17 protein-coding genes, 1 tRNA gene and 4 pseudogenes are annotated in these 19,977 nt (G+C 61.3%); 7 read left to right on the top strand and 15 right to left on the bottom strand.

The annotated features are described in order from the left end of the window. Nucleotides 1–13: 13 nt before the first annotated feature. The 7 genes from JET14_RS11665 to JET14_RS11635 form a co-directional block, all read right to left on the bottom strand. Nucleotides 14–1,072: an NADH:ubiquinone reductase (Na(+)-transporting) subunit F gene (locus JET14_RS11665; RefSeq protein WP_200333696.1), complete on the bottom strand. Its 1,059-nt coding sequence runs from the start codon at nucleotides 1,070–1,072 to the stop codon at nucleotides 14–16. Nucleotides 1,073–1,156: 84 nt separating this feature from the next. Continuing rightward, nucleotides 1,157–1,528 (bottom strand): phenol hydroxylase subunit P4, encoded by a 372-nt coding sequence (locus tag JET14_RS11660; protein WP_200333695.1) that lies wholly within the window; start codon nucleotides 1,526–1,528, stop codon nucleotides 1,157–1,159. A gap of 70 nt (nucleotides 1,529–1,598) precedes the next feature. Then, nucleotides 1,599–3,113, bottom strand: coding sequence for an aromatic/alkene/methane monooxygenase hydroxylase/oxygenase subunit alpha (locus tag JET14_RS11655; protein ID WP_200333693.1), 1,515 nt, complete (start codon nucleotides 3,111–3,113; stop codon nucleotides 1,599–1,601). 16 nt (nucleotides 3,114–3,129) lie between these two features. Next, nucleotides 3,130–3,402 carry an MmoB/DmpM family protein gene (locus tag JET14_RS11650; protein WP_024707682.1) on the bottom strand — a complete coding sequence of 91 codons (273 nt, stop codon included), beginning with the start codon at nucleotides 3,400–3,402 and terminating at the stop codon, nucleotides 3,130–3,132. 12 nt (nucleotides 3,403–3,414) lie between these two features. After that, nucleotides 3,415–4,413: an aromatic/alkene monooxygenase hydroxylase subunit beta gene (locus JET14_RS11645; protein WP_200333691.1), complete on the bottom strand. Its 999-nt coding sequence runs from the start codon at nucleotides 4,411–4,413 to the stop codon at nucleotides 3,415–3,417. 44 nt (nucleotides 4,414–4,457) lie between these two features. Next, entirely contained in the window at nucleotides 4,458–4,856 is a 399-nt protein-coding gene (locus JET14_RS11640) for a phenol hydroxylase subunit (protein ID WP_200333689.1), read from the bottom strand. A 523-nt stretch (nucleotides 4,857–5,379) separates the two neighbouring features. Beyond that, nucleotides 5,380–6,843: a sensor domain-containing diguanylate cyclase gene (locus JET14_RS11635; protein WP_246750297.1), complete on the bottom strand. Its 1,464-nt coding sequence runs from the start codon at nucleotides 6,841–6,843 to the stop codon at nucleotides 5,380–5,382. A gap of 236 nt (nucleotides 6,844–7,079) precedes the next feature. Here JET14_RS11635 and JET14_RS11630 point away from each other — a divergent pair, with 236 nt between their 5' ends. The 3 genes from JET14_RS11630 to JET14_RS11620 all read left to right on the top strand — a co-directional run bounded on the left by JET14_RS11630 (nucleotide 7,080) and on the right by JET14_RS11620 (nucleotide 8,409). Further along, a complete protein-coding gene (locus JET14_RS11630; RefSeq protein WP_200333687.1) occupies nucleotides 7,080–7,628 on the top strand; it encodes a DUF1131 family protein in 549 nt (182 codons plus the stop codon). Between the two features lie 113 nt (nucleotides 7,629–7,741). After that, nucleotides 7,742–8,047, top strand: a complete 306-nt coding sequence (locus JET14_RS11625) for an ETC complex I subunit (RefSeq protein WP_024707687.1) — start codon at nucleotides 7,742–7,744, stop codon at nucleotides 8,045–8,047. A gap of 285 nt (nucleotides 8,048–8,332) precedes the next feature. After that, nucleotides 8,333–8,409 (top strand) — tRNA-Arg (locus JET14_RS11620). A 171-nt stretch (nucleotides 8,410–8,580) separates the two neighbouring features. Here JET14_RS11620 and JET14_RS11615 read toward each other — a convergent pair. The 3 genes and pseudogenes from JET14_RS11615 to JET14_RS11605 form a co-directional block, all read right to left on the bottom strand. After that, nucleotides 8,581–8,838, bottom strand: coding sequence for a hypothetical protein (locus tag JET14_RS11615; protein ID WP_200333685.1), 258 nt, complete (start codon nucleotides 8,836–8,838; stop codon nucleotides 8,581–8,583). 41 nt (nucleotides 8,839–8,879) lie between these two features. After that, nucleotides 8,880–9,692: an IS21-like element helper ATPase IstB gene (gene istB / locus JET14_RS11610; RefSeq protein ID WP_200333683.1), complete on the bottom strand. Its 813-nt coding sequence runs from the start codon at nucleotides 9,690–9,692 to the stop codon at nucleotides 8,880–8,882. Next, nucleotides 9,682–10,209, bottom strand: a pseudogene (locus JET14_RS11605) (Mu transposase domain-containing protein); the annotation flags it as partial. The gene istB and the pseudogene JET14_RS11605, both read right to left, overlap by 11 nt. Nucleotides 10,210–10,262: 53 nt before the next feature. Between JET14_RS11605 and JET14_RS11600 the strand changes: the two are divergent. Then, nucleotides 10,263–11,486, top strand: a pseudogene (locus JET14_RS11600) (IS256 family transposase). Nucleotides 11,487–11,523: 37 nt separating this feature from the next. Here the strand turns inward: JET14_RS11600 and JET14_RS11595 are convergent. Beyond that, a pseudogene (locus tag JET14_RS11595) lies at nucleotides 11,524–12,024 on the bottom strand (recombinase family protein); the annotation flags it as partial. Nucleotides 12,025–12,141: 117 nt separating this feature from the next. Here JET14_RS11595 and JET14_RS11590 point away from each other — a divergent pair. The 3 genes and pseudogenes from JET14_RS11590 to JET14_RS11580 form a co-directional block, all read left to right on the top strand. After that, nucleotides 12,142–12,774, top strand: a complete 633-nt coding sequence (locus tag JET14_RS11590) for a DeoR family transcriptional regulator (protein ID WP_200333681.1) — start codon at nucleotides 12,142–12,144, stop codon at nucleotides 12,772–12,774. A 312-nt stretch (nucleotides 12,775–13,086) separates the two neighbouring features. Then, nucleotides 13,087–14,133: a hypothetical protein gene (locus tag JET14_RS11585; RefSeq protein ID WP_200333680.1), complete on the top strand. Its 1,047-nt coding sequence runs from the start codon at nucleotides 13,087–13,089 to the stop codon at nucleotides 14,131–14,133. 327 nt (nucleotides 14,134–14,460) lie between these two features. Beyond that, nucleotides 14,461–14,595 (top strand): annotated as a pseudogene (locus JET14_RS11580) (integrase core domain-containing protein); the annotation flags it as partial. A 251-nt stretch (nucleotides 14,596–14,846) separates the two neighbouring features. On the opposite strand, the gene JET14_RS11575 reads toward JET14_RS11580, so the two are convergent. The 4 genes from JET14_RS11575 to JET14_RS11560 all read right to left on the bottom strand — a co-directional run bounded on the left by JET14_RS11575 (nucleotide 14,847) and on the right by JET14_RS11560 (nucleotide 19,877). After that, nucleotides 14,847–15,311, bottom strand: a complete 465-nt coding sequence (locus JET14_RS11575) for a YqaA family protein (RefSeq protein WP_051424013.1) — start codon at nucleotides 15,309–15,311, stop codon at nucleotides 14,847–14,849. A 221-nt stretch (nucleotides 15,312–15,532) separates the two neighbouring features. Continuing rightward, a complete protein-coding gene (locus tag JET14_RS11570; protein ID WP_200333679.1) occupies nucleotides 15,533–16,972 on the bottom strand; it encodes a multicopper oxidase family protein in 1,440 nt (479 codons plus the stop codon). A 70-nt stretch (nucleotides 16,973–17,042) separates the two neighbouring features. Next, nucleotides 17,043–17,411, bottom strand: a complete 369-nt coding sequence (locus tag JET14_RS11565; protein WP_200333678.1) for a hypothetical protein — start codon at nucleotides 17,409–17,411, stop codon at nucleotides 17,043–17,045. Between the two features lie 120 nt (nucleotides 17,412–17,531). Further along, nucleotides 17,532–19,877, bottom strand: coding sequence for a heavy metal translocating P-type ATPase (locus tag JET14_RS11560; protein ID WP_200333677.1), 2,346 nt, complete (start codon nucleotides 19,875–19,877; stop codon nucleotides 17,532–17,534). Between the last annotated feature and the right edge of the window lie 100 nt (nucleotides 19,878–19,977).

Genomic DNA, 19,977 nt, shown 5'->3' with positions numbered 1-19,977 from the left:
GCGTTCCCGTCTGTCAGATGCGGCGGAAGACCGGGCTTTTGATCCTGTCCTCGTCGGCCCCCGTCAGGAATTTTTCGGTAAAGATTCCTTCTTCGAACAGAAAACCGCGCATCAGCGTGCGGATGGTCGCCTCGATCATCGGCGGCGGCCCGCAGAGATAGGCGGTCATGTCGGCGAAACCGTCGGGAAAGGCGCGCTGCAGCGCCTCATGGATGAAGCCGGTCTCGCCCTGCCACCCGTCGCCGGGGTCGGGTTCGGACAACGCCGGAACGTAGCGGAAATTGCCGTGCTCGGCGGCGAGCGTCTCGAACAGGTCGCGGTAGTAGAGATCCTTCAGGCCGCGCGCGCCGTGGAACAGGTAGACGGGCTCGTCCCAGCCGCTTTCCAGAAGATCGAGCACCATGGATTTCGGGCTGGAAAGCCCGCTGCCTCCGCCGACGAAGATCTGCGTGCCGCCGCGCGAGCGTCGGGTGAAGAATTGACCGTAAGGACCTGTAAACGAAAGATGATCGCCCTCTTTGAGGGTCTCGTGCAGAAGCGGCGTTGCCTTGCCGCCCGGCACCTTGCGCACGTTGAGTTCGATCGTCGCGCCGTCTTGGGGGCTTGAGGCGATGGAGAAGGCGCGCGGGCCCTCGACGCCCGGCACGGTCAGATTGACGTACTGGCCCGGCTGGAAGCGAATCGGCTCGCCGTCGATGGCCAGCCAGATGCCCTTGATGTCGGGGGTGAGGTCAACGATCCTCGTGACCGTTGCCGAGAAGTCGCGGATCGGAATGTGCTCGGCATCCTCATCCTCGTCGATTTCAGCCTCTATCACCACGTCTTCCGTCAGCCGCGCGCAGCAGGCGAGCGTCTTGCCGTCCTCGCGCTCGAAATCCATGAGCGCGAAGGAGGAGGCGTCGGCATGGTCGACCTCACCCTCCAGCACGTCGACCTTGCAGGTTCCGCAAAGCCCGTGGCCGCAGGCATGCGGCAGCCAGATGCCCTGCCTGAGACAGGCATCGAGAATGGTCTGGTCCTCGCGGACCTCGATGGTTTCGCCGATCGGCTCGACGGTCAGCCTGAAGGCCATGGGGCGCCTCCCTCAAATTCTTCTGGAGAACACCCGGTTTCACCGGAAGTGCTCTCCATGCGCGATTGCCTTTGAATGACCGTCCTAGACGGTCGCAACGCCGCCGACGCCGGAAAGGCCCGGCGTCCAGAAACGGATCAGCGACTTGTGGCCGATCCCGTTTTCGGCAAGCGACTTCTCCGGATCGGGATGGGCCTCCTTGCCATCGATCGTCCAGCGCACCGCGCTCCAGTCGATCTTCTCGAAATCGGGATGCATGCCGTAATAGGTCGGCAGGATCTGGCTGAGGATCGCGCCGAAAGGCATGGCCGGCGGCAGGGGAAAGGCGATTGCGGCGCAGAACATCAGATGTTCTTCCCAGTGGATGTAAACAAGCTGGTTGCCGTGGAAATTCTCCAGCCGGTCGCGGATTTCGACCTTTTCGGCATAATCGGGGTCAAGAGCGACAACGCCCATGGTTTCCTCCTTGAAAACGAATGAGACCTTGCCCGGCGCCTCATGCGCCGGGCGGATGCGGCGGGCAGGCCTACTCGGCCGCCACCCGGGCGCGTTCGTTCTGCCATTCCTCCCAGAGCTTCTGGTCGGGCGAGACGGACTGGTCCATGTTGTCGGCGCCGACATTCATGTTGTACCACTTCAAGACGTCGCCGAGATCGGCTCCGCCGCAATGGCCCTGGAAGATCTGGTGTACGGGCAGCCAGGCCTGGGCGTATTTCTCCGGCTCGTGGTCGAATATGTCCTTGCAGCCATCGGAGCAGAAGTGGTAGCGCTCGCCCTTGTAGGTGCTTTCGCGGAACGAGATCGTGTTCGGATCGCCGGGCTCGGTGTAGCCCATGGGTATCTGGCAGCAATTGCAGAGCTGCGGCAGGGCATTGTTGTAGAAGCGCTTGCCGTCCGCCTCCATCTTGCGCCACTGTTCGTAGCGCGGCCGGTAATACTTGTCGAACGTGTCCGGATACTTCTCCGAAAGCCAGCCCATCTCCTGAGCATCCGGCAACCAGGTGTGGAAGGCGGCGGCCTGGGTGTAGTTGTAGAAGATCGACCAGTTCTGGTGCGACAGGTGATCGGCTTCCGCGGTCGCCTGCTCGTGATATTTCGGCGGACGCAGGCCGTAGCGGGCGAGATCCTCGAACAGCGCGCCGCCGGCCTGGACGAAATAGATCTCCCAGGCTTCCTTCCACGACATGATGCGCTTGGGCAGCATGTAGTCCATCATCATCGCGACGAGGCTCAGCACCTTGTAGCCGCGCCAGAACCACTTATCGACCCAGCGCTGCACGATCGGCAGGTTGTCGGGGTGCTGTTCCAGCAGGAACTTGATCACCTCGATGCCGAGCGTCATGTGCCGGCTTTCATCCGACTGGGCGGAAAAGCCGAAGGTCACGGTCGCCATGTCGCCATTATAGGCCGCGCCGGACATGAAGGGAACGAAGAGCAGGTTGGTCAGCACATATTCGAACGCGAAGCCGATCGCGATCATGAACTCGAACGGGCCGGCGGTGCGGGCGTCGTCGAAGAAGGACTTCGGCACGGACAGGTACCAGACCCGGTCATGCATATGCGGGAATTCGTGCAGGCCGTCGAAGAACTTGTTGTAGTGCGAGATCGTGTGGATCTGCGTCTGGGCGTGGCGCAGCTCGTCGAGCGACTGCATCTGCGCGGCAATACGCGGGCCGACGCCCGGAAGCTGGCGGCCGGCATGGGCGAAGCCGCGATGGGCCTGATATTCGAGCGGCGAGACGCCGGTCAGGAACAGCTTCACGGCGTTCAGATAGCGCGCCTCAGAAAGGCCGAGCTGGCCGTTGTTCTGGGCGAAGCTGTCGAGAACGGCGTAGAGCTTGCGCTCCTTTTCCGACTGGAATTTCCAGTAGGCGTCCATGGTGAGGCGGAAGGGATCCTGCCACTTGTCCCAGTCGCGGATCTTGATGCCCTCGAAGGTCGCCTCGGGGAAGACCTTGTCCATCGGCTGATAGGTGGTCTGCCAGTCAAGGCCGCGGGTGAGAAGCGCGTAGCGCTGCTTGAGGCCGAGTTTCTTTGCCATTGTCTTCTTTCCCCTCTCAACGGTTCCAGGAGAGGGCGAAATAGTCATCGTCCTCGTCCAGATTGCCGGCCATGGAAATCATGGTCATGTGAATTTCCTGCGGATCCCATTCGCGCCCGAGCTTCTCGGAAACGGTGGAGGCGCGGATGACGAGGTCGCCGGCGCGGTCCAGCTTCAGCGCGCCGGGCATGGAGAGCGTTTCCACGCCCGGATTGTCCTGCCGGATCGCGTCCGCGATCATCCGGCCGTCATTGGTGTCCTGGAGCGTGATCGATACGAGCTGTGCCATGTCGGTTCTCCTTCAGGCGGCAAGGCCGAGGCGACCGGCGCGGCCGTCGAGCTCGGAAACGAGGTCGGCAAGCGCCGGCTTTCCGGCGTCGCCCAGAACATGCGCGGCAAGCGGCGCCAGCGCCTCGGCCGTGCGGTCGCGCCAGAAGCGATACCATTCTCCAAGCAGATGCGTATTGGCGTCGCTCTCCTCGGCGGCCCGGCGGATCACCGCATCGGCCCAGCGGCTCTGGTCGGCAAACCATTCGACCATGAACTCGGTCACCATGGAGACGGCGGTTGCCCCATGCTTCTGGCCTTCCTCGTCAAACGCCGTATAGACCAGCGGGTAGAGAAGTCCGTCGATGGCGATGTTCTGCGCCACGAACAGCTCGAACCAGTCCCTGACCACCAGCGTGTCCTCGACCAGGCGGCGCATGCCCTGCCAGTAGGGGGCGTCCAGCCATTTCTCCTTGGCCGCGTCGAGCGCCTCGCCCGTGCCGCCGGCCATGTCCATGCCGATCTGGCCGATCAGTTGGGCGATGCCGAGCTGGTCGCCGGCCGCAAACATCGACGGCGCCGTCACCGCCGTGCCGTAGCCGCGGTCGCAGATCTGCGTGGCGTTCATATTGGCGCCCCAGGCGACATGTCGAAGCGGCAGGAGGTAGTCCTCCACCTTCTGCCGCCATTCCGGCTCGATCTTGTCCAGCAGGCGGCGCTTCTCGACGAAGTCGATATTGTGCTGGGCCGCCTCGCGCATGCCGGCGCGGGAGATGTTGTAGGTGGCGTAGTAGAACTGGCGCGGATCGCGCAGCGCATACCAGTCGGCCATGGCGATGGCGGTGCGGCGCGGATCGTAAAGCTCCATCTCCGGCTCCCAGAAAGGCCGGTAGTGGAAATGCGCCGTGGCCTGAACGTCCAGCATGCCCTCTTCATAGCGGCTTGCCGGACGGTCCTCGCCGAAGCGGCGGGCGATATGGCTGAATGTCTGGCGGCGCGGCGTCAGCTTCAGCGTCTTCAGATCGATGGACAAGGGTTCTCCTCCCCGTTTGCCTGATTTACTGGGTGCAATTCTCTTCAGCCGCGGCCGGCGGGCGCGGCTCGATAGAGCCCGGCGGTGCGGGCCCTGATGGCTTCGAGCGATACGACCTCGCCGTTTTCATCCGGCAGGATCTCGGCCTCGCAACGCTCGCAGAACTCGGCAAATGCCGCATCCGGCATCACCAGTTCCACGCTCAGCGTCTCGTCGTTCAGGATGAATTCGAATTCGATGAAGCGGTCGAGCTGACGGCCAAGCACGCGGACAAAGGCCTTGCCGAGACGGGGGCCCGATCCGCTGATCAGGGGCCGGTCGTCTTCCGGCACGATGAAGGTGTCGAGCGCGGAAAGCGAACCGCAGCCGCCCTTTTTCCCGCAGGCGCCGCATCCCGTGCAGCCGCCACCGGCGACCGCGAATGAAAGATCCGTCTCTGTCATGTTTCCTCCCAAGCGACGGCGCCGCTTTCAACGGCTGGCTGTGCTCCTCACGCGACAGCCCGCATCGCAGGAAAAATAAGAGCGCATTGCGCCCAGACAGTCAACAAAAATATCGTTATTATTTTTTTATATCGTTTTATATATATTTATATCGCTATTATTTTTGAATGTCGCTAGCGAGCTGGGCCGAAAATCCAGATCAGTTTTCGGAGAGCGTTATGCGTCGATCCAATAGGTCACGGCGTCCTTTGTGCGACCGGATGGACTCACGGCGCCCCGGGATGGAGGCCGGCGCCGGAGGGCGCCGTTTCCCGACAAAATGCGATTGCGCGGAAAAGCGTGTTGCGCCCGGCGCGGCGTATCTCTCCAGCCCTGCCGCCAAGCATCGGGGCGGCTGGAGAAACTTTCATTTATGGAAAATTCTTATAATTCAGCGCACTATGAGGCGCAGCCGAAAAATCGGATCAGCCAGTACATCGGCCCTGGTGGCATCCGTCTCCACGAGTCTCCAAGGCCGAAAGGTTCATCCGCCGGAGCCGGTCTTGCGCTGGAGAGCGTAGTATTCGCGTTTCTGGCGGTACATTTCCGCATCGGCGCGGCGGACCGCGGATTCGATCGTTTCGCCCGTCTCGCAAATGGCGATCCCGGCGGAAATGCTGATCGGGGCATCGGCATAGAACTGGTTGTTGACCTTCAGCACCTTGTGGATTTCCTCGAGCGCCACCTCGGCCGCCTCATAATCCGCTCCGGGCATCAGCACGGCGAACTCGTCGCCGCCGATGCGGGCGGCGCAATTGGGCTGGCAGACCGATTCGTTGAGAACCTCGCCAAGCCTGCGCAGCAGGCTGTCGCCGGCGTCGTGGCCCAGCGCGTCATTGGCGTCCTTCAACCCGTTGAGATCGATGATCAGCACGCCGATGGGACGGAAGTTCTTGCGCTCAAGCCGGTTGATCTCCTCGGTGTAGAAGGAGCGGTTGTAGAGCTTGGTCAGAACATCGTGGCGCCCCAGATATTCGAGATAGGCCTCGGCCTTCTTGCGCGCGGTAATGTCGGTGAGCGAGACGAGAACGAGAGACCAGTCCTCCTCGTGACCGGGAAAAACGGAAAACTGCAGCAGGACATAGCGCTCGGAACCATCCAGGGCATAATTCATCACCTCATGGGTGTGCAGCAGGCGGCCCTCCCACAGGTCGATCAGCTGCTCGCGGAAATGGTCCTCGACATCGTCGCGAAACACCGCATGCTGGTTTTGCAGCAGGACCTGCCGGTTTGGCGCGCGGAACATGTCGAGCGTCGCCTGGTTGACGTCGATGACCCGGATTTCGCTCAGGCACTGGCGCACGAATTCGGGGTGCACGTCCATGAACACCCTGAGATCGACGATATGGCGGGCGCGCAGATCATCGAGCATGACCCGGATGCGGGAGAAATCCTCGACCCAGAGCGAAACCGGCGAATGTTCGAACAGGCCCTTGGCATAGAGCGACTGACGGCGTTCCCGGCGGTGAGCGTCCTCGCGCTCGGTGACGTCCTCCGTTGCCAGGAGAACGTAGTCGAGCGTTTTCTCGTGGCCCGGCATCACCTGGCCGCGCAGCTGCACGTCCAGACGCTTGCCGGAAAGCGTGTAGTTGACCGTGTAGCTGGTGAAGTTGGACTTGCCCTCGAACAGCTGGGTCAGTTCGTCGATATGGGTCTCCAGCATGTCGTCGCGGAAGACCGCGGTGATATTGTCGACGAGATGGGCCGTGTCGCGCGCTTCGAACAGCTCGAGCGTCTTGCGGTTCACCTTCACCACACGGATGGCCCTGGCGCATGCGGCAACGCGGGATATGTCGGCGCGGAGAAAAGAGGCGATATCCGTGACGCCTTCGGCGCGCCATGCGTCGAAAAGGGCTTTCACCGCGCTGAAATCCTCGACCCACATGGCGATCGGGGCCAGCTCGAACATCTCGTTTTCGAGAGAACTGTTGTTCAAGGTTCTGCTCATTCTTTTCAATAAAGCCTTTCTCAGGCGACCTGGCGACATTGCGTGCGGGCAGGGCTGTGCCCGCACGCAATGTCAAAGCGGCGATCCTATAGCGATTTCGCCGTTCTGCAAAGCAGGCGAGGGCGCGCCGCCGCCGCTCGTCACCGCCCGAGCCGTCCCGGCGCCAACGTCACGAAAGCCATTCCCGTATTGATTACCGAAGCGTATGATCGGACACAATAGAAGGGACTTCATATTTGAACAGCAGACGCACCCTCCGGATATGCCTGGCCGCGGCCTTTTCCCTTGTCTTTGCCTGCGCGCAGGCGCGCGACGCGGCCATTGTCGTGACCGAATCAGGGCTCTACGGCATCGACGGCCGGACGCGTTTCGATGCCGAGGCGGTCCGCCGGGCCTTGCCCGGCATGGAGGTCCGCGCCGAGCGGCGGGAAGGCGAAGGCGGCCTCTATTCCGTTCTCATCGCCGCCCGGGAGGGCGTCGATATCATCACCCTTTACGGCGCAGAGACGGTGGTGCGGGCCGACATCGTCTCCGCCGACGCCGCAACCGGCGGGGGCGCGCGGATCGGCGATCCTTTTTCGGCGGTCTTTTCCGGGAGTGATGCGCGCTACTGCGAACCGGGCATGGAGGTGTTCTCGGGCACGGCGGTCTGTCTTGCGCCGGGCAGCGACCAGATCGCGCTGATTTTTGGCGGACGGGGCGAGGGGCCCGACGGCATGTTGCCGGAGCAGACCGCGCTGAACGGATGGCGGCTTGAGATGATCATCTGGAACGCCAAATTCTGAAGCCGCAGCGCCGCCAAGGCTTGATTTTTATTGCCCGGCAGAGAAAATGACGTAAGAAGGGCATCAGAATTCGACGCGCCGCGCGGCGCATGAAACCAATCGGAGCAGTTAGGATGTCGGCGAAGATTTACCGTCCCGCCAGAACGGCAATGCAGCAGGGCCAGGCCAAGACCCACCAGTGGGTGCTGGAATTCGACCAGCAGACGCCGCGCACGATCGACCCCCTGTTCGGCTATACCTCGTCTTCCGATATGCTGCAGCAGGTCAAGCTGCGGTTCGACAGCCAGCAGGAGGCCGAGGCCTATGCGCGCCGCCACGGGATCGCCTATCGCGTGATCCAGCCGAAGGAGACCAAGGAAAAGGTCGTTTCCTACTCCGACAACTTCAAGCCGGACCGCGTGCAGCCCTGGACGCACTGACGCAGGCGTCTTTGCAAGCCGCACTTACCCGCCCGGACGTCAAGCCTGCCCGCGGCCTTTCGCGCGGCAACTCCGGTCAACTGGAGCGCGTCCAGGAAAAGTGGAGACCGGTTTTCCTCCCGGACGCGCGGAAAAAGGCTAGGGCGTGGTCGCGATTCGAGGAAGCCGGACATGCTCCAGCCCCAAGGCCTCTCGCGTTGCCGGCAAATCTTCCCGGAGACGACCCGCAGAAAGCTTGTCATTTACGACGGGATCAGGCATTCATGCCGCCCGCGAGCACCAAACGGCCCCTTAGCTCAGCTGGATAGAGCACCGGCCTTCTAAGCCGACGGTCGCAGGTTCGAATCCTGCAGGGGTCGCCAATCTTTTCAAGGGTTTAGGATTTTTCTTGTTTGGGTATCTAGCCAGTTTACAGGTTGGTTTACTATTATTGTTTTGTTTCTGTTCTTTTTAACCCTGTACCTCGATCTTTCCTTGAAATGGCTCACGCTGATCGGCTCTCGCGATACTTTCACCCGATTCACTGTTGCGTTTCATTTTCTAGCGACTAAGCGAGAGTAAATTAGATTGGCTGCGTGGCGCACTTCTGGATTGCTATCAAGCAACAGCCTTTCACCACGGACGGCGGCCAGCAACGCCACATAAATTGGGGAGTAGCGTTCTGAAAAACGATTGGCTTTGAACCACGCAATCAGTTCCTCCCCCAAGTTTTTGGCGATTACGATCCGAATAAGGCGCTCGATATCCTCGCTAAAGTCAAAGCCTCCTCTATCCAGGCTGTTGATTTCCACTGAGAAGTGACCCGGCGTTTCCGTCGAGATTTGACCCTCCTTTATGTATGTTTCGGGTTGATGGTTTCGGTCAAGTTCCTGCTTTTCTCCTTTGTGTTTTTGCGCTCCTGCGCTGAGCTGTTTTTGAATCGGAAGCTGTCGTTTCCGGTTTCGAGGATGTGGCAATGGTGCGTGAGCCGGTCGAGAAGCGCCGTTGTCATCTTGGCGTCGCCGAAGACGCTGGCCCATTCGCTGAAGCTGAGATTGGTGGTGATGATGACGCTGGTGCGTTCGTAGAGCTTGCTGAGCAGGTGGAAGAGCAATGCACCGCCAGACGCGCTGAATGGCAGGTATCCCAGTTCATCGAGGATGACGAGATCGGAATGGACGAGCCGGTTGGCGATCTGCCCGGATTTGCCCTGGGCCTTCTCCTGTTCGAGCGCATTGACCAGTTCAACGGTTGAGAAGAACCGAACCCGCTTGTGGTAATGCTCGATGGCCTGCACGCCGATTGCGGTGGCGATGTGGTTCTTGCCAGTGCCGGGTCCGCCGACGAGGACGATGTTGTTGGCCTCATCGAGGAAGTCGCAGCGGTGAAGCTGACGGACCAATGCCTCATTGATCTCGCTGCTTGAGAAGTCAAAACCATTCAGGTCGCGATAGGCTGGGAAGCGGGCAGTCTTGAGCTGATAGGCAACGGATCGGACCTCCCGTTCCGCCGTCTCAGCTTTGAGAAGCTGCGACAGGATGGGAATGGCGGTCTCGAATGCCGGCGATCCCTGTTCGGTCAGTTCACCCACAGCTTGGGCCATGCCGTGCATCTTCAATTGCCTGAGCATGATGACGATTGCACCGCTTGCTGGATTATGACGCATGGCGGACCTCCGTCTTTCTCAGAGCATCATAACGTTCGACATTGGCCTTTGGCTCGTTGGTGAGCGTCAGGGCCTGTGGCGCATCGATAGTGGGTGGCGTGAATGATTTGCCGTCGACGAGGCGGTGAAGCAGATTGAGAATGTGGGTCTTGGTGGGAACGCCGGACGTCAGCGCCATGTCGACGGCCGAGAGCACCACCTGTTCGTCGTGCTGCAAAACGAGAGCGAGAATGTCGACCATCTCACGATCACCACCCGGCTTCCTGAGCAAATGTTGCTGCAGTGTCCTGAGGGCTTCGGGAAGCTCGGTGAAGGGAGCGCCATTGCGTAGAGCGCCGGGCTTTCGCTGCACGACAGCCAGATAATGCCGCCAGTCGTAGACGGTTTGCCCGGGTCCCTCGTGTGACCGGCTGAAGATGCGTGTGTGCTCGCAGATGATCTGGCCTTCCGCAGCGACGACGACACGATCCGGATAAACCCGAAGGCTGACTGGCCGGTTGGCGAAGGATGCCGGGACTATCCTGATTTTTGTGCTCTGGCGTGGTAACTGCTCTTTGAGGAGACCCACGTATGAGCATCGACAAAGAACTCTTGGACCGCCTGATGCAAGGGCGCTCGCCCGGTGATCTTTTCGGCAAGGACGGTATCCTGTCCGAACTGACAAAAGCGCTGGCCGAACGCGCCCTGAGCACCGAGATGGACGTCCATCTTGATGAGGAACGGGCTGAGGCTGTGCCCGAAGGCCATAACCAGTCGGCAAACCGTCGCAATGGCTCCAGCAGCAAGACGGTGACCACCGACAGCGGCAAGGTGGTCCTCGACATTCCTCGTGACCGCAACGGCACCTTCGATCCGGTGCTGATCGCCAAATACCAGCGCCGCTTTCCCGATTTCGACCGCAAGATCATCTCGATGTATGCCCGGGGCATGACAACGCGCGAGATCCAGGGGCATATCGAGGAAATCTACGGCGTCGAGGCCTCGCCCGGCCTGATTTCCGCGATCACCGACAGCGTGATGGATGAGGTCACGGCATGGCAGAACCGCCCTCTGGAGCCCTGCTATCCGATCGTCTTCATGGACGCGATCCGGGTCAATATCCGCAGCGACGGCGTGGTCTCCAACAAGGCGGTGTTCGTGGCGCTGGCCATTCTGCCGGACGGCACGCGCGACGTGCTGGGCCTGTGGTTCCAGGCCAATGAAGGCGCCAAATTCTGGGCCAGCGTGCTGGGCGACTTGCGCAATCGCGGTGTCTAGGACATCCTGATCGCCGTCGTTGACGGCCTCAAGGGCTTTCCGCAGGCTATCGAGGCCGCCTTTCCGAGAACACAGGTTCAGACCTGCATCGTCCATCTCCTGCGCCATTCCATGAACTTCGCCAGCTACAAGGACCGCAAGGCCGTCGCCAAGGCGCTCAAGACGGTTTACACCGCCGTCAATGTCGAGGCGGCGGAACAAGCGCTGGCGACGTTCGAGGACAGCGATCTGGCCAGGCGCTATCCGGCGATCGTGCCGAGTTGGCGGCGGGCCTGGAACGAGGTCATCCCGTTTCTCGACTATCCGCCAGAGGTGCGCAGGCTGATCTACACGACGAATCCCATTGAGGCTCTGAATTCGAAAATCCGCCGCGCCGTCAGAACCCGCGGCCATTTCCCGAGCGATGAGGCAGCGGCCAAGTTGATCTATCTGGCCCTCAATGCTACCTCAACCGAGTGGAAGCGTTCAGTGCGAGAATGGCACGCCGTCAAAAGCCAGCTCGCAATCATGTTTGAAGAACGTTTTCCTATGTCCTGAAACAGCGCCAGGGCACAAAATTCTAGACAGTCTCTTTTTCGATCAGACGTCCCTGACCGGCGAACACCTTCACCGAAAGCTCGCGGCTATATTCGCCGGCCATGGCGCTCTTCACGCCTTTGATGATGGCCGCGATCGGGCTGCCATCGTTTTCGAACTGCTCGGCACAATATTGAACCCGCACACCGGCGCGCTTGCAGATATATTCGTAGTAAGCGCTCTCGTCCGTGTCCTGAAAACGGCCCCAGCGGCTCACGTCATAGACGAGGATTATCTCGAATGTAGCGCGGCCCTCCGTGACGTCCTCAATCAGGCACTTGAAGGCATCGCGACCATCGACGCTGAGCCCGCTTTTTCCTTCGTCAGCGTAGGTTCGGACGATCTCGATTCCGCGTGCTTCGGCATACTGTCTGATCGCATAGGCTTGGTTTTCCGTCGAATACTTCTGATGGTCAGTTGACATGCGGACGTACTCGGCAGCCCGAACAGGCCGTTCCGGCTTTGGTCGATCATCGTCGTAAGGCTCTCGTTTGGTCAAAATTCGCCCTTCTCTGTTTCGGATTGCGGTGATTAGGGCGATCAATCGCCGCAGCGACGAACGGGCTTCTGCCGTCACTCCGCAGTGTTGCCAGTCTAATTGTAGAGGAAGCGGAAGATGTTGCAGAAAAAGGGCAGGAGATTACCAATCTGGAAAGGCGTCCTCGGTGGGCGTGAGGTTTACGCTCAGACTGTTGCGGAACTGCTCCGCAAGGAGCATGGCGATAGTCATCGGGCCGTCAAGCAACTCATGCGTCAGACCGACGCAAGCGAAAGGACCGTAAAGCACTGGCTTTCAGGGCAACACGGCCCGGATACCGTATATTTCCTGCGTCTCGTGGTCTCATCACCTGTCATTCGGGCCTTTGTTATTGGCCTGATCGAAGGACCGGCGTCGAGGCGGATACCCGATCCGGTAGATCGATATTCTCTGGCGACAGCAAAGGATGCCTATGCTGTTGGCGAAGCCGCTCTCGATCCGTCAAACCGCAGAAATCCGCAAAATGACCCTGAAAATGACCCTGATTGTGACCCAATAAATGTCCCTGAAACGATAGAATTGAATGAGCGGCAGCACTGGTTCTTAGCGCGCATCGGGGAGGGGGGGCGATGCGGTGCTACTGAAATCATGGCGACGTGGAAGGTGAGTTTGAAGACGGCACGCAGGGACATTCGAGGCCTTCAGCAGGCTAACCTGCTGGTGTATGTGGGTTCTCGTCGAAAGGGGCGTTATCGTCCAACTCAAAGGTAGTTGGCCTAGGGGCGAAATTCTGACGGCCTATGCCGGCATGGCGATGAATGGCTTCTGCAACCACGTTTTCACTTTGGTGGCCAAATCGTCAGCTTCGCGCCGCCATTTTGGTCACTAGAGATGCACGCGCTGCGGCCCGAAAGCTGCCATTAATTCGCGATTATGCGGATGGCTGTCCGGCGCCACGGTTGCGTTGTTATCGCGGTCGACTGCGACTCACATCATCGGACAATCTAAGGTAAGCTACGCCCGCGCATGCTTGCGCGCGAGACGCCGTCGTGATCGGTAATGAACGGCAGATATGGGGGTAGTATGAAATTGGTACGTGATGCTCGAACGCTCAAGAGCAAGGCGATCGAGTCACTCCGGACCGCAATGACCGCGTTCAACAGCTACGACGACGCCGGGCGTGTCACAACGGTTCTTATGCACAGTCAGCACGCCTGCGAAATGCTCCTGAAAGCTGTTCTTGTTCAAGGTAAGACGAAGGTGTTTGACAAGGGCAGCGGCAAATCAATCGGCTTCGAGAAGTGCCTCGGCCTTTGTCAGGGGCACCATGGCCTCACGGCTGACGAGGCTGGCATAATGCGCGCGATCGATGCCCAACGGGACGCTGCGCAGCACTGGTTCGTCTTTGTTTCGGAGGACTTGCTCTACATGCAAACGAGGGCGCTGATTACCGCGTTCGACGCCTATCTAAAACGTAAGTTGGACACGGTTCTGCAGGATCACATACCGCCCCGCGTTTTGCCCATTTCAACAATACCGCCGGGCGACTTCGAATTCTTAGTCGATAAGGAATTCAACTATGTGAATGATTTGCTTCAACCTGGCCGTCGTGCGCGCGACGAGGCGCGTGCCCGAATCCGCGCTATGCTTGCGATGGAGGCGATAGTAACGGACGAAGTCGAGATCTCTGAACGAGACATCAACCGGATCGAGAAAGCGATCCGTGGCGGCGCCGAATTCGCCGCCGTGTTCCCGCGCCTAGCAACCGTTGGCACTACAACGGAGGGTGAAGGGGTAAACCTAGTGGTGCATTTTACGAAGAAGTTGGGTGCGCCGGTTCATTACGTTGGCGGCGACGATCCGGCAGCGGCAGCCGCCGTCCGAGAGGTCGATCTGCGTAGAAAGTTTCACCTCCAGCGAAACGAACTCGCAACAAAGGTCGGCTTAACCCAACCGAAAGCAAAGGTACTTCGCGCCCATCTCGGTATTGATGACGATCCGAGTTGCTGTCACGTTTTTGAGTTTGGATCGCAGAAAATTCCATGCTTTTCGGACAACGCTACGCGCCGGATGCAGGAGGCGCTTCCGAATGTCGATATGGCAGATCTTTGGGCCAACCGGAAAGGCTGAAAGACCTTAACTGCAATTTACCATTTGGAACCAGAGAGGTCCGATGCCTTGCCTAGAGGATCAATCCGCCCACGGGTCGCGATCCTCATCGTCCGGCCAGTAGCCATCACTGTCATCGCCATAGGGCAGGGTCGGCTTCTCCCAGTTGTCCTCGCCCAGAGAACGTCCGCTTAGCCCACTTTATTGCTACAAGTTGCCTGACGGTTTACGGCCCCGTTTCTGTCCGTCCGCAACGCGCCTCCGTTTCGGACATAGAAATCGTCTCCTCGTGTGCCCGAAAGCGGACATGTCTCCATGGCGACTTCAGTCGCCAGTGCGCCAGAAGCAACCCTTGCGGATGCGCGCGAAAAGTTGGAGGATTGGCGTAAGCACTATAATGAGGATCGTCCTCATTCGGCGATCGGATACAACGTCCCGATCGCGTTGCATAATCCCGGTGGCGCTGCCAGCCCGCCATCGTGATCAGAGCCGGAAAAATCTAACATCCGGCGGTCCAATAAATGGGCGCACTGCACATGATTGAGCAAACTCTACCTCAGAACGAGGGACTATGCGGTGGTACGCCAAGCTCAATAACCCGCCGCTTCGAGGTCGAAGCTGCGGAAACGCAGAGAGGATGCTCGATCAATTGCGCTTTCAGTCGACCTGATACAGTCGCAAAGGCAAGGTCGGTGTCCCGCTGTGTTGCAGGATGTGCTGGCGGAACTTCTCCGTCACAGCACCCCCAATGCAATGACCGACAGCAGGATGTAGCGGCCGGCCTTGGCGATCGTCACAAGAAGCAGGAAGCTCCAGAGCGGCTCGCGCAGCACGCCGGCTGCCATGGTCAGGGCATCGCCAACGACCGGGGCCCAACTGAGAAGGAGGCTCCAGCGGCCCCATCGATGATACCAGCATGTCGCCCGGTCGAGGGCCTTCTCGCTGACTGGGAACCATCGCCGTTGCCGGTACCGCTCGATCCAGCGTCCGAGCGCCCAGTTGACGGCGGAGCCGAGCACGTTGCCGATCGTGGCGACGACAATCAGCAGGACAGGTGGTTGCTTGCCGAGAACCAGCAATCCGACCAGGGCGGCTTCCGACTGGGCAGGCAGGATTGTTGCTGCGACGAACGCAATTGCGAAAAGCCCGGCGAGTGAGAACAACGCATCCACATTTCTGGTCAACGCGGGTGTGGCCATGCACCGGGCGTACCTAAGGCATTCATCTTAATGGCAAGCGCCGCCCGGAGCACCGCGCCGGCGTCTTTAGCACGATCAAAGTGTGGCTGGCCATTCGCAAGAGATGCCCGCCGCCTTGGCGGGGAAGCGGGCAGTCTGATCCATGGCGCACATCAACGATGAAAGCATCGTGTGAGCGCCCCATCTGCCGGGACGCCCGTCCGACTCATGCCTGAACCGCTTCAGATCGATCCGTCGTAGTCCAGGTAGGCCATCATGCCGCTCGCCATATGATAGAGGTGATGGCAGTGGAAGGGCCAGCGGCCGGAATTGTCGGCGGTAAAGGCGATGTCGACGGTCGCCATCGGCGGCACATAGACGGTATCGCGCACCGCGCCCTCCAGCACCCTGCCATTGATACCGACGACCCGGAAGTGATGGCCGTGCAGATGCATCGGGTGGCCCATCATCGACATGTTGGTCATGGAAAGCCGGATGCGGTCGCCGCGGCGCGCGCGCATCCGGTCCGCGCCGCCGATCCGCCAGTCATAGCCGGACATGCTGCCGGAAAGGACGAGATCATAGGCGCGGGATTCCGGGCCGGTCTCGACGGGGAAAGGGCTGCGGAGCCGGCTTTCCAGCGAGAAATCCAGCACTGGCCCGTCTTCCGCTCCGAGACCTGGAACCCGGGTGACGGCCGCGCCGCGTGTCGCCAGGACGATGCCGGTCCGTTCGCGCGCGCCTTCGCGTAGTGCCAGAACCGGAAAGGCGCCGCCTTCGGCCGGTACGTCGAGCATGATGTCGAGGCGCTGGCCCATCGATATCCCGAAGCGCATGCCGGAGACGGGTTCGACCGGTTGGCCGTCGACCGCCGCCAGACGGCCGGGGAGTATGCCGGTGTCGATGGTGAAATTGGTTGCGGTGGCGCCATTGATGATCCGCAGGCGCACCAGGCCGCCCTTGTCGACGGCAAACACCTCCGGATCGTCCAGCGTCCGGTCATTGGCGAGGTAGGCATCGTAGTCGATGTCGTTCAGGTCCATCTGCATTCCGGGCATCGCCATGCCGGGTATGCCGGACATGTTCTGCCCCTGCATCATCATGGCGTGGCCGCCCATCATTCCGCCATGGCCTACGCCCGCTTTCAGATCGACCAAAAGTTCCTCGGGCGAGCGGAACGAGAAGTCGTGAAGCAGCACGACAACGTCTTGAACATCGGCCTTTCTGTCCTCTTGCGAAAGGACAATCAGCGGCGCGGCCAGCAGGTTCTGTTCCTGAAGCGTATGGGCATGCATCCAGTGCGTGCCGCCGGCGGCGAGCGGGAAAGTGTAGCGGCGCTCCTGCCCCGGTTCGATCATCGGCGCCGGATTGTCGGGCACGCCGTCCATCTCCCATGGCGGCGTCAGGCCATGCCAGTGAACGAGGGTCGCTTCTGTGCTGTTGTTTGCAAGGCTGACATCGAAGGGGCTCTCCGCCTCAAGGGTGAGGCCGGGCTTGCCGTCGGGCCCGACAAGGCCGAAGACGCTGGCGGACCGGCCGTTCACCTCGATCGTGCGGTTGGTGATCTGAAGGTTGATGGGCCTCCGTTGCGCCCGCGCGGGGCTGGCCCAGGTGATAGGCAGGCCGGAGCCCAAGGCCGCCGCGCCAAGCGCGAGGCTCTGCATGAATTGTCTGCGATACATGATCGTTCTCCCGATGGCCGGTCGTCGGACCGGCATTGTCACATGAAGGATGGCCGGCATGGCCGGCAGTTCATGCGCGCAAGCGGGGAGGCTCGAAATCGGGTGGGACGGGTTGGCCTTTCAGGCGCGCGGAGAGATCGAGGAAGACGAGGTCCCTGATAACGCGCGTGAGAAGGCCCGAAGGCTGCCCCGACGTGATGCCGGCCTGCAGGCCGCAGACTGCGGGGCAGCACTCCTTTGCGCCGTCGTCAGTCCGGTGGTCCATGTCATGCAGGGCACTGGCGGGCTGCGCGTGGTGCATTGCGACTTCCGGCGTCGTCGCGCAATGCCTGGCGGCGCTGCTGGCCACGGAGGGCGGAAGCACGCCGAGAAGCATGGCCGTGACAATGCACAGCACCTTCACCGCCGCTCTCATTTTCCGCAGAAGCGTCATATGCAATCCATTCTCCGCCACCGGAAACCTTCTGCGCCCCGGCGACCTGAAGACAATGCGGGTCGATCATGGCCGATCTTGGGCTGTGTTCCGGCGTGCTGCGGGTCCCGACGCATAAACAACATCCTACAGCTTCGTCGCCCGCAGCCTCAGCGCATTGCCGATGACCGAGACCGAGGACAGGCTCATCGCCGCGGCCGCGACGATCGGCGACAGCAACAGGCCGAAGAAGGGGTAGAGTATCCCGGCGGCAAGCGGCACGCCCGCGGTGTTGTAGACGAACGCGAAGAACAGGTTCTGGCGGATATTGGCCATCGTCGCCACCGCAAGGTGACGGGCGCGTACGATGCCGGTCAGGTCGCCCTTGACCAGGGTGATGCCGGCGCTCTCGACTGCGACATCCGCGCCGGCGCCCATGGCGATCCCGACATCCGCGGCCGCGAGGGCTGGCGCATCGTTGACGCCGTCGCCCGCCATGGCGACCGCGCTGCCATCGCGGCGCAGGCGCTCGATCAAGTCGTGCTTGTCCTGCGGACTTACCCCGGCATGGACCTCGTCGATCCCGAGCGTCCGCGCCACAGCTTTCGCGGTCGCCTCGGCATCCCCGGTCGCCATCACGATGCGCAGGCCCGCCTCGTGCAGCGCGCGGATCGCATCCGGCGTGGTGTCCTTGATGCGATCGGCAACCGCGACGATGCCGGCAGCCTGGCCATCGACGGCGACGTACATGGCGGTCTTGCCCTTGCCCTGAAGCGCTGCGACGCGTTCCCGCAGGGCGCCGACATCGATGCCTTCCGCTTCCATCAGCGCGGCGTTTCCAAGCGCCGCCTTGCGTCCGTCAACCGTTCCCGTCACGCCCTTGCCGGTAACGGCATCGAAATCGCTGCTTACGCGTTCCGGCGCGTCCGCCTCCCGTGCGCCGGCGACAATCGCTTCGGCGAGAGGATGCTCCGAGCCGCGCTCCAGCGCTGCCGCAAGCGAGAGCAATTCCATTCGGTCGAAGCCGTCCCGCGGTTCGGCATCGGTAAGCGCCGGTTTGCCCTCCGTCAGCGTGCCGGTCTTGTCCACCACCAGCACGTCGACCTTGGAGAAGCGCTCCAGCGCCTCTGCGTCGCGGATCAGCACGCCCGCATTCGCACCCCGCCCGGTGGCGACCATGATCGACATCGGCGTGGCAAGTCCCAGCGCGCAGGGGCAGGCGATGATCAGCACCGAAACCGCCGCGACGAAGGCATAGGAGAGGGCGGGCGAGGGGCCGAACGCCAGCCAGGCCAGAAAGGCGATCACCGCGACCGCGACCACGGCCGGCACGAAATAGGCTGCCACCCGGTCCGCCATCGCCTGGATCGGCGCGCGCGATCGCTGTGCCTTGGAGACCATGTCGACGATCCGGGAGAGCGTCGTCTCCGCGCCGACGCTTTCGGCGCGCATCAGGAAGCTGCCATTCTTGTTGAGCGTGCCGCCGGTCACCGGCTCGCCCTCGCTCTTTTCAACCGGCACAGGCTCGCCGGTAATCATGCTCTCGTCGACCGACGAGCGGCCTTCGGTGACGACGCCGTCGACCGGCACGCTCTCGCCGGGCCGCACGCGCAGCACGTCGCCCGCCTGCAGCGTTTCGACGGGCACATCCTCCTCACCGCCATCGGCGACCTTGCGCGCGGTCTTCGGCGCGAGATCCAGCAGCGCCCGGATCGCGTCGCCCGTGCGTTCGCGTGCTGCAAGCTCCATCACCTGGCCGATCAGCACCAGCACGAGAATGACGGCGGCGGCTTCGTAATAGACCGGGGCCATGCCCATGGCGTCGCGCATTGCCGCCGGAAAAAGGCCGGGCGCGACGAGCGAGACGACGGAGAACAGATAGGCCGCCCCGGTTCCAAGTGCGATCAGCGTCCACATATTGGGGCTTTTGTTGACGATCGAGGCCCAGCCGCGCTGGAAGAACGGCCAGCAGATCACCATGACTGGCGTCGCCAGCGCGAATTGCAGCCAGCCGAACAGCGTGTGGCCGAACCAGTCCGCAAAGGGCAGACCCAGATGGCTGCCCATCTCCAGAATGAAGACGGCAAGCGCCAGCGGCGCGGCGATCATCAGTCTGCGCTTGAAATCGACATATTCAGGATTGGGTCCGGCATCGGCGGAAGGCGTCATGGGTTCAAGCGCCATGCCGCATTTCGGGCAATTGCCGGGGTGATCACGCACGATCTCGGGATGCATCGGGCAGGTATAGAGCGTGCCCTCAGGCTGCGCTTCGGCCTCTGCGTGCTCGGCGGTGTAGTGCTCCGGATCGGCTTCGAACTTCGCCTGGCAACCGTTGGAGCAGAAGTAATAGTTTTCGCCGCCGTGTTTGACCACATGGCTGGTGCTGGCGCGGTCGACCGACATGCCGCAGACCGGGTCGCGCGTCACGGTCTCACCCGTAGTATTTCCGCTATGGCCGGACACGCCCCCGTGGCTCATGTGCGAGTGCTGCATTCGAGGCCTCCTGATAAGTGCGTTTTCCAACATATGGAGATTCCAGCAACTGGAAGGTCAAGGCCGGATATGTCAACTTTTATGAGACGGAGCCAAATCG

The organism is Martelella lutilitoris, assembly GCF_016598595.1.
Taxonomy (GTDB): Bacteria; Pseudomonadota; Alphaproteobacteria; order Rhizobiales; family Rhizobiaceae; genus Martelella; species Martelella lutilitoris_A.
This window is presented reverse-complemented; position numbering and strand designations above follow the sequence as displayed.